Genomic DNA, 17,263 nt, shown 5'->3' on the forward strand with positions numbered 1-17,263 from the left:
TTATAATTTGGAACAGCAAATATACAAAAAATTGTTACCACCTGTACTAATTTTGTTTCATACAAAAACAAAAGGAAAAAATGGCACGGGCAATTGTACATATGGATTTGGATACCTTTTTTGTATCCTGCGAACGACTCACCAATTCTGAACTTAACGGAATTCCGCTTATTATTGGCGGAGGCGATCGTGGCGTTGTGGCTTCTTGTTCGTATGAAGCCCGCAAATTTGGTGTACGTTCTGCAATGCCCATTGCAATGGCAATAAAACTTTGCCCACAGGCAAAAATCATGAAAGGAGATATGGAATTGTATTCGCGATTATCTCACGATGTCACTGAAATTCTTCAAGAAAAAGCACCTGTTTTAGAAAAAGCAAGTGTCGACGAATTTTATCTGGATATTACGGGAATGGACCGTTTTCATGGAAGTTATAAATGGACAGATGAATTGGCGCAAAAAGTGATTAAAGAAACCGGATTGCCTATTAGCTTTTCGTTATCGATCAATAAAACGGTTTCTAAAATTGCTACAGGCGAAGGCAAACCAGTAGGAAATCTCGAAATTCCAGAACACAAAGTACAGAATTTTTTAAATCCGCTTTCGATTCAGAAAATACCAATGGTCGGAACGGTGACCTTTCAGCTTTTGTCCCGAATTGGCGTTCGTAAAATTCAGACTTTGGCCGAAATGCCTGCTGAGATTTTACAGCAAATGATCGGTAAAAATGGTTTAGATATTTGGAAAAAAGCTAACGGAATCGATCATACGCCCGTTGAACCTTATAGCGAAAGAAAATCTATTTCGACAGAAAACACTTTTTCTCAAGACACCATTGACATTGCAAAACTCAAAAGAGTGCTTTTGGGAATGGTCGAAAAACTGGCTTTCCAATTACGTTCAGAACAATGGCTAACTTCTACGGTTACAGTTAAAATTCGTTACGCCAATTTTGATACCGAAACCAAACAATGCCGCGTTGCTTATACTTCAGCCGATCATATTTTAACTAAAACTGTAATGGAGCTTTTTGAAAAAGTATATCAGCGACGTATGCGTCTCCGCTTGATTGGTGTTCGCTTTAGCGGATTAGTGCGTGGAACATATCAAATTGATCTTTTTGAAGATACTCAGGAAATGTTGGCGCTTTATGCTCGCTATGGATAAAATGAAAAGCCGTTACGGTTTTGATGCCGTTATGCGCTGTGCCGGAGCTCATTTTAAACCTAATACTAAAGACGAAATTTTAAAACGCACTAAATAAACCATGTATCTTAATTGTCATTCTTATCATTCTCTGCGTTATGGCACGATTCCGCTGAAAGATCTTGTTGGTCTAGCGGTTTCTTGTGGCGTAAAAGCAATGGCATTGACTGATATTAATACGGTAACTGGAATTTATGATTTTATAAGAGATTGTAAAAAAAACGAAATTAAGCCTTTGGTTGGAATGGAATTTCGTTTTAATCATCAATTCAAATATATTGGTTTGGCTAAAAACGCAAAAGGTTTAGCTGAAATGAATCGTTTTTTAACGGAACATAATTTCAGCGGAGAAACTCTGCCTTTACGAGCTCCAAAATTTGAATCGGCTTTTGTGATTTATACTTTAGAGAATGCTCCCGAAACACTTTATGAAAATGAATTTATCGGAGTTCGTCCTGAGGAAGTTTCAAGTCTTCTGACTTCAAAACATAAAAATAAAATTGCCAAAATGGTGGTTTTACAGCCTGTGACTTTTAGCAATAAAAAAGAATATAATCTCCATAAAGTACTTCGCGCTATTGACACGAATATTATTCTGTCAAAACTTACCGAAGCGGATTATTGCAAAGTTTCTGATATGATGAAACCTTTAGAATCGATTCTACCATTTTATGAAAAATATCCTGAAATCATTTTGAACACACAACGTATCATTGACGATTGTAATTTTCAATATGATTTTTCAGCTAAAAGAAATAAAAAGTTCTATACTGAAAACCGTCAAAAAGATTTAGAAAAACTGACCGAATTAGCTTGGGAAGGATTTGAAAAACGTTATGGAGACGAAAATATTGAAGCAAAAGCTCGCGTAGAAAAAGAATTAAAAGTTATTGACGAATTAGAATTCAGCGGTTATTTTTTAATTACTTGGGATATTATTCAATATAGCAATAGCCAAGGTTTTATGCATATTGGTCGCGGAAGCGGTGCTAACAGCATCATCGCCTATTGTCTCGGAATTACCGATATCTGCCCTATCGAACTGGATTTATATTTTGAACGTTTTCTAAACCTAAACCGTAAAACACCACCTGATTTTGATATTGATTGGAGTTGGCAGGAACGCAACACCATTTTAGAATATATCTTCGGAAAATATGGCAAAGATCATGTTGCTTTTTGCGGTACAAATGTTGAGTTTAAATACCGTTCTATTTTCAGAGAAGTCGGAAAGGTTTTTGGTCTTCCTAAAGAAGAATTAGATCTTTTGGCAAAAAATCCACAAGAACTTCATCCAACCAATAAAATTGTAAAATTGGTTCAGGAATATGGACAAATGATGGAAAAATATCCCAATCAACGAAGCATGCATGCGTGTGGAATTTTAATTTCTGAAGAACCAATTACAAATTATACGCCTCTAGAAATGCCTCCAAAAGGTTTTCCAATCGTACTTTTTGATATGCACATTGCCGAAGAAATTGGTTTTGACAAGTTTGATATTCTAAGTCAGCGCGGCATTGGCCATATTGATGACAGCGTAAAACTGATTGCCAAAAATCGTGGTATAAAAGTTAATATTCGTGATACTTCGATTTCTAAAGACGAGGCTGTTTGCAATTCTTATTTAGCAAAAGGACATACGATTGGCTGTTTTTATATCGAAAGTCCTGCTATGCGTGGTTTACTGCGTCGTTTAAATTGTGATAATTATAAAATTCTTGTCGCCGCGTCGTCTATTATTCGTCCCGGCGTTGCACAATCGGGAATGATGAAAGAGTATATTTTTCGTCATAACAATCCAACTCAATTTGAGTATTTCCATGAAGTTTTCAAGGAACATCTTGGCGAAACTTACGGCATTATGGTGTATCAGGAAGATGTGATTAAAATCGCCCAGCATTACGGCGGACTTCCCGCTCCTGACGGCGATATTCTTCGTCGTGCCATGTCGGGAAAAGGAAGATCTTTGGAAGCGTTGCAAAAAGTAAAAGATAATTTCTTTGCGAGCTGTGCTCAAAAAGGACATCCCGAAACTTTGAGTCAGGAAATTTATCGTCAGATCGAATCTTTTGCGGGCTATTCTTTCTGCAAAGCGCACTCGGCTTCTTATGCGGTTGAAAGTTATCAGAGTTTGTACTTGAAAGTCAATTATCCTGTTGAATTCATGACAGCGGTAATCAACAATCAAGGCGGGTTTTACAGAACCGAAGTGTATGTACACGAAGCAAGAATGTCTGGCGGAACGATTCATAATCCGTGTGTGAATAAAAGCGAATATCAGACTACTTTGTACGGAACTGATATTTATCTCGGTTTTATGCACATTCAAAGTCTGGAATCTAAAATTGCGCATTTAATTGAAGAAGACCGAAACAAAAAAGGTGATTTTAGTTCTCTGGAAGATTTTATCAATCGAATTCCAATCGGAATTGAAGGCGTTAAAACTCTGATTTTTATTGATGCTTTTCGTTTTACAGGAAAAACAAAAAATCAGCTTTTGGTCACCGCCAGTCTGCTGTTGAATAATTTTAAACCTGAAAATAGAGATTTAAAATTACTGCAAGAACCCGTTAAAGAATACAAGCTTCCAAAATTAGAGCGTTCCGTTTTTGAAGATGCTTTTGATGAAATTGAGCTTTTAAGTTTCCCCGTTTCGTGTACTGTTTTTGATCTTTTACAAACCAAACATCGCGGAGATGTCATGGCGAAAGATTTGGTTCAATATCATAAAAGACAAGTTAGAATGCTAGCCTATCTGATTTCCAGAAAACATGTTCCGACAAAAAAAGGAACCATGTATTTCGGAACTTGGATCGATCACGAAGGAACTTATTTTGATACGGCACATTTTCCGGATAGTCTTGCTAAACATCCATTTCAGGGAGGAGGCTGTTATCTTTTGTTAGGAAATGTTGAGGTTGATTACCATTTTCCAACTATCACGATTCTAAAAATGGCAAAAATGCCTTTTATTCCAGATCCGCGTTATATGGATTCAAAAGATCAATACAGAACACAAAATCAAATAAAAGAAGATGTGAGTTTGACGCATCGTGCGCCTTATCCGCAAGGACATGAAATTAATCTGCCGAGACACCGAATGAAATTTTAAATAAGTACAATGATTTAACACATAGAAAAATAGTTTATTAGCTTGTAGAGATGCCAATTTTAATTTAAATCTATGTGTTAAATTTTAAATAACTAAAGAACAACTTACGTTATAAAAGATGAAAAATACGGAATATGCTATAGTCGATATTGAAACCACAGGAGGAAATGCCAGTGGCAGCCGCATTACAGAAATTGCGATCATTATTCATGATGGTAAAAATGTGCTGGATCGTTATGAAACTCTTGTAAACCCTCAACAGGACATACCTCCTTCTATTTTTGGATTAACGGGTATTAATAACGAAATGGTAGCCAATGCGCCAATCTTTGATGATATTTCAGAGAAAGTTTTAGAAATGCTTACTGATCGAATTTTCGTTGCACATAATGTCAATTTCGATTATTCATTTGTTCATCATCAATTGGAACAGTCAGGTTTCAAATGGTCTGCTAAAAAACTTTGCACCGTTCGAGCAGCCAGAAAAATCAAACCAGGATTGGGTTCTTATAGTTTAGGGAATCTTTGCAATTCTTTAAATATCAATTTAGAAAACAGACACCGCGCTGGCGGAGATGCCGATGCTACTGCTTTGCTTTTTTCGCTTTTATTAGAATGGGATGATGCCGGAGAAATTGATAAAATGATCAAAAAAACAGCAGAAGATCAACGATTGCCTCCAAATCTTCCTGCAGACGATTTTAATAATTTACCTGATAAACCTGGTGTCTACTATTTTTATAATCAGGCTAAAAAAGTAATTTATGTTGGAAAAGCAATTAACTTAAAAAAACGTGTCACTTCACATTTTACAGGAAATAACATTAAACCGCAAAGACAACATTTTTTAAGAGATATTCACGGAATTTCCTTTGAAGTATGTGCAACCGAATTAATGGCACTTCTTTTAGAATGCACCGAAATCAAAAAACTCTGGCCAACTTATAATAGAGCTTTAAAACGCTTTGAAGCCAAATTTGGCATTTATCAATACGAAGCTAGAAATGGCTATAAATATCTGGCAATCGGGAAAATGAGCAAATTTCAGACTTGTATTCATGAATTCAACAACCAACATACTGGTATTCATTTCTTGCGAAGTCTTGCAGAACAATTTGAAATTGACCATCGCTTCTGTAAATATTCAAGACCTGAAGAAGGTGATTTTCTCTATAACAATGAAATAAAAGAATTGCCAGATGTTTCGCTTCACAATGAACAAGTCGATAATGCTATTACTTTTTTATTGAATAACAGACCAAGTTTTGCCATTATAGACAAGGGACGATCTGCAGACGAAAGAAGTTGTATCTGGGTAGAAAACGGTCATTTTTACGGAATGGGATATATTTCAAGAGATGTAGCCATCAACGATTCTGATGAAGTTAAAAATTACGTTACACCCTATAAAAGCAATCAATATATTGATCAGTTAATTTTTGCTTACGCCGAAAAATATCCTCGTAAAGTATTCTTTAATAAACAACTTTTCGTTTCCTAAACCGAATACAAATAAAATAGAGCTGTAAAACTAAGATCTAAATTATGACACTATTTAGCGACACCGAATTATTTACTACAGGTTTGGGAGGAAAAAAAATATTTGACATTCCAGATTCTGAATTAATTTTAATCGATAACTTCTTCACCAAAGAAGAATCTGATTCTTTTTATGAGAGAATACTTCGCAAGACCAAATGGAGAGAACATGAAATGGAGGTTTACGATAAAACTTATACAGTTCCTAGAATGATTGCATGGTACGAAGACAAAGATAACGAAGGTGCAGATCCAAAAGGTCCAGATTGGACTTATGAATTATTAAAAATTAGAGGACGTGTGGAAAAAGAAACACAACTTGATTTTAATGCCGTCCTGCTCAATTTATATCGAAACGGAAATGATGGCGTAGGCTGGCATAGCGACCGAGAACATAATACGGGACCAAATCCTGTTATTGCTTCTGTTACTTTTGGGGAAACAAGAATGTTTAAACTTCGCCATAAATTCAGGAAAGAAATTCCGCCAATTGAGATTCCGCTCCATCATGGATCTTTCTTACTGATGGCTGGAACTACTAATAGTTTTTGGCAAGCATCAAGTTCCGAAAACAGCTCGCGATGTTTTGCCAAGGATCAATCTTACCTTTAGAAGAACCAATCGAAATCTTTGATTTTTATTGCATTGAATCTTTAAAAAGAAGTATTTTTTCTTCAAAACAACGTAAGATATTCCTTCTTTAAAAAGTTAAAACATGCACTATATGAACCTTTTACTAGGCAAAACCTATCTTTTTTACTATTTTTGCAACCTTTTTTAAAATACAACACCGTAATGGCTTATTCGAACAATGATTTAGCGCGTTTCTTAGACGCACAGAACAAACTTTATCTTACCGCTCTTTCTGAAATCAGTAAAGGGAAAAAAGAAACACACTGGATGTGGTTCATTTTCCCGCAAATAAAAGGCTTAGGAAAAAGCGATACTGCAAATCTTTATGCCATTAATAACTTAAAAGAAGCTACAGATTATTTGGAACATCCAATTTTAGGAAAGCATTTAATCGAGATTTCAGAATTATTATTAACTTTTAAAATGAAATCAGCTGATGGGATTTTTGGAGATTTAGATGCTCGAAAATTACGCTCATGCATGACTTTGTTTTCTTTAGTTGAGAATGCAAATCCTATATTTCAGGAAATTTTGGACGCTTTCTTCTCTGGAGAAACTGATCCAATTACTTTGTCTATTATTAATTCAACTATAAAATCTGTTGATGAACCGGTTACAATATAACTAAGTTTTCAACGATTATTTACATTCAAAAGACACTAATTATAGTGTCTTTTTTTGTTTACAGATTATTCTATTCGACAAAATGCAATCATAATTTATTTATTTAAAAAGAATTAGCCTTAACTTGCATAATCAACCTCAAATCTAACCACATCATGACCGAAAAAATTAGAGCTTTACAGATCATTCATTTTGGTATTTGCGCAGGAACAATTATTGCTTATTTCATTATTGGAGATCTTTCGTTAGAAAAATTACACTTCCCTATTATTGATTCTGCTTCCATAATTTATCTTGCAATACCAGTTCTAGCCTTTGTTTTGAGCAGTATATTATTTAAGGCGCAATTAAAACAAATTGATCCGAAACTAAAACTCGAAAATAAACTGCCAATTTATCAAACAGCCTCAATTATGCGCTGGGCAGTTTTAGAAGGCGCTGCTTTTATCATTTTATTTCTTAACCCCGATTTTATAATATTCGGAATTTTTCTAATTGTATACCTTCTTTTCCTAAGACCAACAGAAGAAAGAATTACTAATGATCTTTCTGACAATTAAATCATACTCAAAATAAAAAAGCATCTTGAAAAATCAAGATGCTTTTTTATTAAGTAGTTTTTTCAACTTAAAAATATTATTCGTTTGGCTTTGTCAAATAGTAAACTGGAATTCCAGTTAGCATAATTAATACTCCCCAACCGCAAGTTGAGAATTTTGTAATTAATAGCGATACGCAAATTGCTGTCGCTACAATGATATATAGCATTGGTAAAAACGGATACCCAAATGCTTTATAAGGCCTTTCTAAATCTGGCATCTTTTTTCTAAGAATAAAAATTCCGTAAATCGTCAAGATATAGAAAATCAATACAATGATAATTACAAAATCTAACAGATCACCATATTTTCCTGTAAGACACAAGGCAGATGCCCAAAAACATTGTGCCCAAAGTGCCCATGCCGGAACACTAGAACTATTTAAAGTAGTCGCTTTTTTGAAAAACAAACCGTCTTTTGCCATTGTATAATATACTCTCGCACCCGCCATAATTAATCCGTTGTTGCAGGCAAAAGTCGAAATCATAATCATAATTGCGATAATCAAGGCTCCGATATTTCCAAAAATATAATCTGAGGCCACAACCGCAACACGATCAAACTTTGCTGTTGCAATTTCGTCAAACGGAACTACAGCCAAATACATAAGATTTGTGATAACATATAGAGAGGTCACAATAAAAGTTCCTAGAAACAGACTAAGACCAACGTTTCGTTTAGGATTTTTAATTTCCCCAGCGATAAAAGTCACACCATTCCAAGCATCACTAGAGAATAATGATCCAACCATTGCTCGCTGAAATTCCAGAAATCAAAGCAGTTCCGCTAATTGGCAGCCATGAACCGCTTTCTTTGTCAAATGTTCTCGTGCTCCATCCGTCAGCCCAATTTGCATCCCAAACTGAAGCTTTAGCGACAAGAGTTAATCCAAAGATGACTAATCCAAGCAACGATAAAATTTTGATAATTGTTAAAACCGTTTGCAGAATTTTTCCGTTTTTTACACCGCGACTATTAATAAAAGTTAAGATGATAATAGTTAAAATTGAAACTAGCTGAGCTGCATTCAGTTTAAAAGCTCCCAATTCGTAAAGGATATTTTCATCACTTAACGGTTCATACAAATAAGCGACAAATTTAGAAAAAGCCACTCCTACAGCTGCAATGGTTCCGGTCTGAATAACTGCAAAAAAACTCCAGCCATATAAAAAGGCAATTAATTTGTTATATGCTTCTTTCAAATAAACATATTGTCCACCCGCTTTTGGAAACATCGCACTCAATTCGCCATAGCTAACAGCTGCGACAACTGTAATAAATCCGGATAAAAGCCAGATTAGTGTAAGCCATCCTGCCGAACCTACTTGTCGTGCAATATCGGCGCTTACGATAAATATCCCGGATCCGATCATAGAGCCAACCACAAGCATGGTTCCGTCTAAAAGTCCGAGTTCTCTTTTAAAATGTTCTTGGTCGTTTTCTTGCATTTTTATTGGTTTTGGTTGGCTAAAGATATACTTTTTTTAGAAATCTCAATCTTCACTGATAATTTTAAAAAAAGAAAAAAATATATAAGAAAACTTACTCCCTTACGGTTTTACGTAATGTTGTAATATTTAATTTACATAAATTTGAATATAGCGAAAGTATATATTGGCAAACTATTCGACAGTTACAAACAGAATAGAAACTTGTCAAATAATAAGTTTCAGAAATTTAACCTAACGTTTCAATAGTAATTTCAGGTGCTTTGATATAACTGCAAATAAATCAATTGAGCGGATTGTAAAATCTAAAGTTAAAATCTGAAAGGCGGAACAAACTAACCCAAATCTAGTACCTAAAGTTTTCGTCTTTAAAGGCTATTATGCCGCAAAAGGGAAATAAAAATCATGAAAAATTTAAAAACTTATTTTAGCATTTTAATCATTTCATTAGCAACAAGCACTATTTTCTTTGCTTGCTCTAACGAAGACAGCCAACAACAAACTTCAAGTTCTACAAAAAAAGAAGCTGTAAATAAAACAGCAACAACAAACAAATCGGCTTTAGTAAAGACAGTATGCAACGTAAATGGTCCTACTATAGTTAACATCAACACTCCTATTACTTATACCTATACAAATGATAGTGGCACACCTGCTAACGTTACTTGGGTAGCCAACCCAGCTAATCTTATAACAATTAATGGGAGTGGATCCACTATTACGGCGACATTCGCAGCAGGCTTTGTTAGTGGTTCAATAACAGCTACAGGCTTTGATGGAACTGCATTAATTTGCGCATCAAAATTAGATATAACAAAACAAGTTTCAACATGTTGCACACCAATCCTTTCTGCATCATATATTTGTAGAGGAAGTGGACCAAGTGCTGGAGGTGCAGTTGATATATTTTTGCCAGCAGGATGCAACATTGATTGGTCTGCAATTTCTAAAATTGATGTAAGTTTTACTAATGATGATGAAGACAATAATGATTCCAACAATAATAATACACGTTTTACAACCACTTCACCGAGTGACCTATACAACAAATCAAAAGGTACATTGACATATCCATATAATGTTAATAACAATAAAATTCGCTTATCTTTCACAAACCCACAATGTGTCTCAGTATTTTTCACTGCTACATTTTACTTTAACAATGGCTGTCCTCCAGTTACCGCAACCGTAGAGACATTAGGTCCACTTGAGACATCTGAATAATCTTTAATTTATAGAATTTGAAAAACTGCAAAATATTTTTGCAGTTTTTTTTATCTTTAAGAAAATCTACAACATAAAAAAAGATATCATGACTTGGGATCCTAAAAAATACAATGAGTTTAAAGAAGAACGTTCTAAACCTTTTGATGATCTAACAAGTCATATTATTGACAAACCCAATCTAAAGGTTATAGATCTCGGATGCGGAACAGGTGAACTTACCCAAAAATTGCATCAAAAACTAACCAATCCGTTTGTTCTTGGCATTGACAATTCTGCCGAAATGTTGGCAAAAGCTCCAGTGCAAGAAAATCTTGAATTTAAAGAAAAAACGATTTTAGAACAAATCGACGACGAAACCAAATGGGATTTGATCTTTTCGAATGCGGCTTTACAATGGATTGATAATCACAACGAACTTTTTCCGAAAATTATTTCACATATTAATCCAGGTGGACAACTAGCTGTTCAAATGCCGCAACAAAATGAAAACATTCTCAATAAAATTCTTTTGCAATTGGTACAGGAAGAGCCTTTTGCCTCCTATCTCAAAAATTGGACACGCCCTTCTCCTGTTTTAACTTTAGATGAATACGCTAGAATTCTTTTTGAAAATGGCGGCAAAGATTTGGTTCTTTATGAGAAAGTTTATCCTTTAATTTCCAATAAAAAAGATGCCTTTTTCGATTTTATTTCAGGCTCAGCATTAACTGTTTATCAAGAAAGATTAAAAGAACAAGAGTTTGCATTATTAACAGCCGAATTTAAGAATAGAATAGACACATATTTCCCAACTGTCCCATCGATATATGCTTTTAGAAGATTGATTATTTATGCTAAATTCTAACAAAAAAAAACGATAAAATCAATCAGTAATCTTTAAACAAAATAAAGCATTATTATTTTCTGTCCTAAGTCTTCTCTGATTCTCCTTTTCTACTCAAAATTGATTGCAAAATCTCTTATTTTAATTTTTTAAATTGTTAAAAATTCCATTAAAATAAGACAAGTTTCTAAAAACCAATAAGTTAAACAAAATAAAGAATAAATAGAAAATATTTTTTTTTCACGATTATTTTTTACAAAAATTATAGGATAATTTTTATTATATTTGAGATAATGATTTCAATAGCATTTATAAAAGCAAAATATTTTAACAAGTGTTTAATTTTTAGCAATAGATTAATTTGCCCATAATTATTTATTCTCGCTAACAAAAACACGCATAAGGCACTTTTTTATTAACCTACTAATTTTAAGATTATGTCTAAATTGCAAGCTTTAAAAAACTTTCGTTTTCCAAATGTTTTCATTCTTATTTTAATAGTTTTTATATCATGTGCCCTATTAATATGTATCAATTTTTTTACTATTAAAATCCTATCTGCCAATAGAGCTTATGTAAACGGTGAATCTCATTATTCAAAAGGACAAAAAGATGCATCAAGACATTTAATTACATATTTATTTACCAAGAGTCCCACTCAATGGAAATTATATCTAGAGGAATTAAAAGTACCTCAAGGAGATGGCATTGCAAGAATTACTCTTTTGAAAGCTGGAGACAATAAAGTTGCTAGAGAAGGTTTTTTAATTGGACGAAATAAAGAAGATGACTTAGACGATATTATTTGGCTATTTGAAAATTTCAAAAATGTAAGCTTTTTATCTAAAGCTATACACGAATGGGGACAAGGAGATAAGTTAATTTTCAATTTGTTTGTCATTGGACAACAGATTAACGCAAAAATCAAGCATAATTTATTAACTCCTGAAGATCAAAAAAAATACTTAAAAGAAATTAGTGCAATAAGCGATCAACTAACTATTAATGAACGCAATTTTTCAAACACATTAGGAGAAGGAACTCGAAAAATAAAAGACTTTTTAATTATTACAAACATCGTTTTCATTTTGATTATCATTTGTAGCGTTTGCATGTATTATTCGATTATGGTCAAAAGATTATTGGTTTCAAAGAAAGAAACTGACGTGAAAAATGAAAATCTTATTATTGTAAATCGCGAATTGGACCGATTTGTTTACAGTGCTTCGCACGATTTGAGATCACCGATAACTTCATTAAAGGGACTTATTGAAATTACAGCATTGGAGGATGATGTGCGGCAAGTTCGAACTTACCTCCAAATGATGCATCAAAGTCTTGCCAGACAAGATCAGTTTATTAGCGATATTATTGATTACTCTAAAAATAAAAGAAAAGAAGTGATCATGGAACCAGTAAGTTTAAAAGAGCTATGCAATGAAGCTATTCTACAGTTAATGCATATTGAAAACGCAAACAGAATTAAATTTACCCAAGAACTTATGGTTGATCAGATCGAAAGTGATGGTCTCCGCTTAAAAATCATTATCAACAATCTGCTTTCCAATGCTATAAAATATGCGGATTGCAACAAACAAGAAATGTTTATCACAATAAAAACTTATTTTAGTGAAGGTTTAAATAAAATTGAAGTAACAGATAACGGAATAGGCATTCATGACGATCATAAAGCTAATATTTTCGACATGTATTTTGGAACAAATAAAAACAAAGGTTCTGGACTTGGCTTATATATTGTAAAAGAAGCCGTTGAAAATATTAGAGGAGACATTTTTGTTTTTTCAGAAAGCAGTGTTGGAAGTAAATTTATAGTAACAATACCAAATTCATATGCCATATAGATCTCAATTTGTAATCATAGAAGACAATTTGATTGACCAATTTGTCACTAAAAAACTGCTTAAAAAAGGGCTCGATATTAATCCTGTCTGTATTGCCAATAATGGAAAAGAAGGAATTGACTGGCTTATAAAGAATCAGACCACAAATCCGCTGATTATTCTTTTAGACATTCAAATGCCTATAATGAATGGCTTTGAATTTTTGGAAGAATTTGACAAATTACCAGAAGATGTAAAAGCAAGAACTGAAATTTTCGTTCTTTCTTCAACTTTGGATACTGATGAAATTAAAAAAGTTAAAGCAAACAAATATGTGTCTGACTTCTGGAATAAACCCTTTAGATTAGAAATATTGACGAATACTTTTCTTCAGGTTTAATTTAAAACACGATTTACTTGAGAAAAAGCTCTCGTGTAGTATGGTTCTTTTGTAGAAGAAATAATTACCCCACCGTGTGTTGATGAATGAACAAATTTAATTTCGCCTCCTTCTGCTACTTCTACTATCATTCCGACATGGTTTATGTGGCGTCGACCATTAGTCCTAAAAAAAATCAAATCTCCTTTTTGAGCTTCTTCCGCACTTACTTTTGTTCCTATACGTGATTGTTCTATAGAACTTCTTGGCAATTTAATATCAAAGTTATTAAATGTGCAAATCATTAAACCTGAACAATCAAAACCAGCTTTAGTTGTACCACCCGATCTGTATCTTGTTCCGATATTTCCAGTAGCATTAGCAATAAGCTGTTCTATTAACTCAGAATGATTTCCTATTGTTCTAACAAAAGAAGAATCCTTTTTTATCTCTGGAAGAGTTTCTGCTACTTGATTAGAAGCAACATCTGTTTGAACGTTTGGTTCTTGTGGCGTCTGCGTTGCCTGAATTGCATCTGCTTTTTCTTTTGGAACACGAATTTTTAATAGATATCCAACTGGCATTTTTCTTTTGACCGATGGATTCTGGCGTTCTAACTCTGCAACCGTAATACCATATTCCTTCGAAATACCATATTTTGTTTCTTTAGCCCTAACTTCCCTCACAAGTTCCACATCTGTTGAAATGACTTCAGTAGAAGTTTCAGGTTGCTTTTCACTTGCCAAAGCCACATCATTATTAGAAGGAATGGCAATTTGTTGTCCAATTTTTAAGCCTTCTTTTTCTAAAAGCGGATTTGCTTTCTTTAGATCATCAACAGAAAGATTATATTTTTTAGCAATTCCCCAAAGCGTTTCTTTAAATGCCACTTCATGAATTCCTGAAGTATTAGATGGAGCATTATAATTATCAGCTACAGCAACTTCAACATTTTTAGGTTTTGCCTTTGCAGTATTTTTGTTTTTATTTGGAATTAAGAGTGTCGAATTTAATTTTAATATTTTAGGTGCATTTGGATTTGCATCTGCAATATCTTTTACTTTCACCCCGTATTTTTTAGCAATAACTGAAAGATTTTCTCCTTTTGAAATTTTGTGCTTAATAAAATTATCCTGCGCAAAAGCTCCAACACTGAAAAAAAACAATACTATTATTAACCGATAAACCATACTCTATTATTAAAGTTTTTACACTTTCTTTAAATTTCACATTAATATCAACTCAAAAAAGACAAATATATTGCCTAAAAGGCGAATTTAACTTATTAAAGCAAAAAAATCGATATTTTTAACAATTATTTTACTTCAAATTAACAGCCTCCGCATAGAAATTGAGCCAACTTTTTGAAAAGCGACTTTTTATAAAAAAGACATGTTTTTTGATTAAATTTAACCTTACCAAAAACTTATTATCGTGAAAAAACTACTCTATATTATCATTTTACTGCCTTTTATTGTAAATGCGCAAACTGTAAGCGGAATTGTTAAATCTCAAAACACCAATTTACCAATAGAAGACACCAATATATATGCATTGCGCACTCAAATTGGAACTTTAACGAACGAGAATGGGGAGTTTTCATTAAATAATAAGATAAAAGCAAACGATACGCTTCAGGTTTCTCATATTGGCTACATCACAATAAAAATTGCGGTTAAAGATTTAAAGAAATCAAACAATACTATTTCGCTTGAAGAAGATATTGAAACCTTAAGTAATGTAGACATTACAAGTCGAAAAGTGAAATTAAAATCGAAACTTGATTTTACCCAACTTGCATCTTTAGAAACAGGAATATATTCTTTTGGCTCTACAGTAATAAATGATAAGATTTATGTGACCGGAGGTGATAGCAGTGAAGAATCAAACGCGTTACACACTTTAAAAGAAAAAGGCATAGATAGTGAAGATCCTAAATTTGAACAAAAGTACTTGCAATTAGTAGGCTTTCAAGGCAGTAAAAACTTTTACAATGGCGATTTATTAATATACGATCCAAAAACAGATTCATGGGAAAAATCGGCTGAAAAATTTAAAAAAGAGCTTATCATAATATAAATTATTACGATAACACACTTTATATCTTAGGAGGTAAAAGACTATCTACAAACAAAAAAATTGAATATTTAGATAATGAAATTGAAGTGTTTGATATTAACAAAAAAACCATTGCAATTGACAAAACCAATCCTCATAAGGCTGCAGATTTTGCTTCTTTCGTTTACAAAGACAACATTATTGTGATGGGTGGCTCAATAAAATCAAATGAAAAAAATCAAAAAATATTCACTGACCAAGTCCACATGTATAATATCACTTCTGGCTTATGGTATGAACTAGCAAAAATGCCTGAGGCTAAAGAGGTAAAAGGAGTTTTGATTGGAGATAAAATCTTCACAATTGGCAATACTGACAGCAAAAGTTTCTCTGAAATTCAGAGTTTTGATTTAACAAGCGAAACTTGGAAAAACGAAACAACTTTGTTCTCACGTTTAGAAAATCCAGCAATCGCTTCTGACAATAACACAATTTATCTATTTGAGGATGGAAAATTATTGGCTTACAATGTAAAATCGAGGCAAATTAAAGAGTATCTCGTTCAGCTTGAGCTAAAATCAGCCACAATGCATTTTTTAAATAACAAATTATACATTATTGGAGGCCACACATTTACAACATATATAAAAACTCCATCAGAAAAAGTATACAGCATTTCTATAGATGAGCTTGAAACCACAAGACCTAGCCGCGTTAGAATCTTATCACAAAATAATGTAGCACAAAGAAACTAGTTTTAGCAACATAATTCAAATGTAAAATATCAAAATAAAAAATGCCTTGTAAATACAAGGCATTTTTTATTGAATATCAAAGAATCTTAACCTTTATGCCTTTTAAGACATAATTAAAACTTAAAAACAAGAAACATTTACAAAACGTATGAAGTAAAAAAATTCTGCACCTATTATATTTACTCAAATATTTTAACACTAAAATTACCTCTATTAAGTATTCTTACCTGAAAAATTGGATCCATTTTTTTGTATTTTTAAAAGAATTTTCAAACAAAATAAATTTATATTCGATTGTGAAAAAACTATTATACCTTATCTTCTTATTGCCTTTTATTACAAATGCGCAAACAATAAGCGGAATTGTTCTATCCAAAATCACTAATTTACCAATAGAAGACACCAATATATATGCATTGGGCACTCAAATTGGAACTTTAACAAACAACAAAGGAGAATTTGCATTAAATAAAAAAATAAATGCAAACGATACTCTTCAAATTTCCCATATTGGATACATCGCAACAAAAATTGCAGTTATAGATTTAAAAAAATCAAATTATACTATTTTGCTTGAAGAAGATATTGAAACCTTAAAGAATGTAAATATCAACAATACCAAATGGTCAAAATTAAAATCCAAACTTGACTTTACCGAACGATCATCTTTAGAGTATGGCATTTATTCTTTTGGTTCTGTATTAGCAAATGGCAAGATCTATGTTGTTGGAGGTGATAATAGCGAACAATGGAATATTTTAACTACTATTAAAGGAAAAAACATCGGTGGTGATCCTACCAGATTTAGCGACCCTGGTTTTGGAAATAGATATCTTCTAGAACTTGGAGGCGATCCTGCTGAAAGAATTTTCTTCAAGGGAAATCTATTTGTTTATGATCCAAAAACAGATTTGTGGGAGAAATCGAATCAAAACTTAAAAAAAGGGCTTATCATAATGTAAATTTTTATAACAATACACTTTATATTTTAGGAGGAAAAAAACGCCGCTCATTAAA

Annotated in this window: 13 protein-coding genes and 2 pseudogenes; 13 read left to right on the forward strand and 2 right to left on the reverse strand. The window is 32.9% G+C overall.

Annotated elements, in window-relative coordinates:
• Window positions 1-80 precede the first annotated feature (80 nt).
• The 6 genes and pseudogenes from dinB (at window position 81) to P5P87_RS11095 (ending at window position 7,676) form a co-directional block, all read left to right on the forward strand.
• Window positions 81-1,263: pseudogene (dinB, locus tag P5P87_RS11070) on the forward strand (DNA polymerase IV).
• 3 nt (window positions 1,264-1,266) lie between these two features.
• Window positions 1,267-4,320 (forward strand): DNA polymerase III subunit alpha, encoded by a 3,054-nt coding sequence (locus P5P87_RS11075; protein ID WP_278022577.1) that lies wholly within the window; start codon window positions 1,267-1,269, stop codon window positions 4,318-4,320.
• Window positions 4,321-4,438: 118 nt separating this feature from the next.
• Window positions 4,439-5,821, forward strand: coding sequence for an exonuclease domain-containing protein (locus tag P5P87_RS11080; protein ID WP_278022578.1), 1,383 nt, complete (start codon window positions 4,439-4,441; stop codon window positions 5,819-5,821).
• 44 nt (window positions 5,822-5,865) lie between these two features.
• Entirely contained in the window at window positions 5,866-6,471 is a 606-nt protein-coding gene (locus tag P5P87_RS11085) for an alpha-ketoglutarate-dependent dioxygenase AlkB family protein (RefSeq protein WP_340696673.1), read from the forward strand.
• A 183-nt stretch (window positions 6,472-6,654) separates the two neighbouring features.
• The gene (locus tag P5P87_RS11090) at window positions 6,655-7,116 is read left to right on the forward strand and encodes a DUF1810 domain-containing protein (protein WP_278022579.1); all 462 of its coding nucleotides are present in this window, start codon (window positions 6,655-6,657) and stop codon (window positions 7,114-7,116) included.
• A gap of 155 nt (window positions 7,117-7,271) precedes the next feature.
• Complete coding sequence (locus P5P87_RS11095; RefSeq protein ID WP_278022580.1) at window positions 7,272-7,676, forward strand: MFS transporter; 405 nt, start codon at window positions 7,272-7,274, stop codon at window positions 7,674-7,676.
• Between the two features lie 76 nt (window positions 7,677-7,752).
• Here the strand turns inward: P5P87_RS11095 and P5P87_RS11100 are convergent.
• Window positions 7,753-9,163, reverse strand: a pseudogene (locus P5P87_RS11100) (APC family permease).
• A gap of 405 nt (window positions 9,164-9,568) precedes the next feature.
• Here P5P87_RS11100 and P5P87_RS11105 point away from each other — a divergent pair.
• The 4 genes from P5P87_RS11105 to P5P87_RS11120 all read left to right on the forward strand — a co-directional run bounded on the left by P5P87_RS11105 (window position 9,569) and on the right by P5P87_RS11120 (window position 13,454).
• Window positions 9,569-10,387 (forward strand): hypothetical protein, encoded by an 819-nt coding sequence (locus P5P87_RS11105; RefSeq protein ID WP_278022581.1) that lies wholly within the window; start codon window positions 9,569-9,571, stop codon window positions 10,385-10,387.
• Window positions 10,388-10,475: 88 nt separating this feature from the next.
• Window positions 10,476-11,234: a methyltransferase domain-containing protein gene (locus P5P87_RS11110; protein WP_278022582.1), complete on the forward strand. Its 759-nt coding sequence runs from the start codon at window positions 10,476-10,478 to the stop codon at window positions 11,232-11,234.
• 416 nt (window positions 11,235-11,650) lie between these two features.
• Window positions 11,651-13,075 (forward strand): sensor histidine kinase, encoded by a 1,425-nt coding sequence (locus P5P87_RS11115; protein WP_278022583.1) that lies wholly within the window; start codon window positions 11,651-11,653, stop codon window positions 13,073-13,075.
• Window positions 13,065-13,454: a response regulator gene (locus tag P5P87_RS11120; protein ID WP_278022584.1), complete on the forward strand. Its 390-nt coding sequence runs from the start codon at window positions 13,065-13,067 to the stop codon at window positions 13,452-13,454. The genes P5P87_RS11115 and P5P87_RS11120 overlap by 11 nt, the downstream gene beginning before the upstream one ends.
• Here P5P87_RS11120 and P5P87_RS11125 read toward each other — a convergent pair.
• The gene (locus tag P5P87_RS11125) at window positions 13,451-14,623 is read right to left on the reverse strand and encodes a C40 family peptidase (protein ID WP_278022585.1); all 1,173 of its coding nucleotides are present in this window, start codon (window positions 14,621-14,623) and stop codon (window positions 13,451-13,453) included. The two genes, P5P87_RS11120 and P5P87_RS11125, sit on opposite strands and share 4 nt — an antisense overlap.
• Window positions 14,624-14,867: 244 nt before the next feature.
• On the opposite strand from P5P87_RS11125, the gene P5P87_RS11130 reads away from it, so the two are divergent.
• The 3 genes from P5P87_RS11130 to P5P87_RS11140 all read left to right on the forward strand — a co-directional run bounded on the left by P5P87_RS11130 (window position 14,868) and on the right by P5P87_RS11140 (window position 17,208).
• Window positions 14,868-15,512, forward strand: coding sequence for a carboxypeptidase-like regulatory domain-containing protein (locus P5P87_RS11130; RefSeq protein WP_278022586.1), 645 nt, complete (start codon window positions 14,868-14,870; stop codon window positions 15,510-15,512).
• Between the two features lie 86 nt (window positions 15,513-15,598).
• Entirely contained in the window at window positions 15,599-16,246 is a 648-nt protein-coding gene (locus P5P87_RS11135) for a Kelch repeat-containing protein (RefSeq protein WP_278022587.1), read from the forward strand.
• A gap of 296 nt (window positions 16,247-16,542) precedes the next feature.
• Window positions 16,543-17,208 carry a carboxypeptidase-like regulatory domain-containing protein gene (locus P5P87_RS11140; RefSeq protein ID WP_278022588.1) on the forward strand — a complete coding sequence of 222 codons (666 nt, stop codon included), beginning with the start codon at window positions 16,543-16,545 and terminating at the stop codon, window positions 17,206-17,208.
• The last annotated feature ends 55 nt before the right edge of the window (window positions 17,209-17,263 follow it).

Origin of the sequence: Flavobacterium ginsengisoli, assembly GCF_029625315.1 — a bacterium.
Classification (GTDB): Bacteria; Bacteroidota; Bacteroidia; order Flavobacteriales; family Flavobacteriaceae; genus Flavobacterium; species Flavobacterium ginsengisoli.

Coding starts and splice junctions, on each gene's coding strand:
- P5P87_RS11075 (WP_278022577.1), top strand. CDS start 1,267: ATGTATCTTAATTGTCATTCTTATCATTCTCTGCGTTATGGCACGATT.
- P5P87_RS11080 (WP_278022578.1), top strand. CDS start 4,439: ATGAAAAATACGGAATATGCTATAGTCGATATTGAAACCACAGGAGGA.
- P5P87_RS11085 (WP_340696673.1), top strand. CDS start 5,866: ATGACACTATTTAGCGACACCGAATTATTTACTACAGGTTTGGGAGGA.
- P5P87_RS11090 (WP_278022579.1), top strand. CDS start 6,655: ATGGCTTATTCGAACAATGATTTAGCGCGTTTCTTAGACGCACAGAAC.
- P5P87_RS11095 (WP_278022580.1), top strand. CDS start 7,272: ATGACCGAAAAAATTAGAGCTTTACAGATCATTCATTTTGGTATTTGC.
- P5P87_RS11105 (WP_278022581.1), top strand. CDS start 9,569: ATGAAAAATTTAAAAACTTATTTTAGCATTTTAATCATTTCATTAGCA.
- P5P87_RS11110 (WP_278022582.1), top strand. CDS start 10,476: ATGACTTGGGATCCTAAAAAATACAATGAGTTTAAAGAAGAACGTTCT.
- P5P87_RS11115 (WP_278022583.1), top strand. CDS start 11,651: ATGTCTAAATTGCAAGCTTTAAAAAACTTTCGTTTTCCAAATGTTTTC.
- P5P87_RS11120 (WP_278022584.1), top strand. CDS start 13,065: ATGCCATATAGATCTCAATTTGTAATCATAGAAGACAATTTGATTGAC.
- P5P87_RS11125 (WP_278022585.1), bottom strand. CDS start 14,623: ATGGTTTATCGGTTAATAATAGTATTGTTTTTTTTCAGTGTTGGAGCT.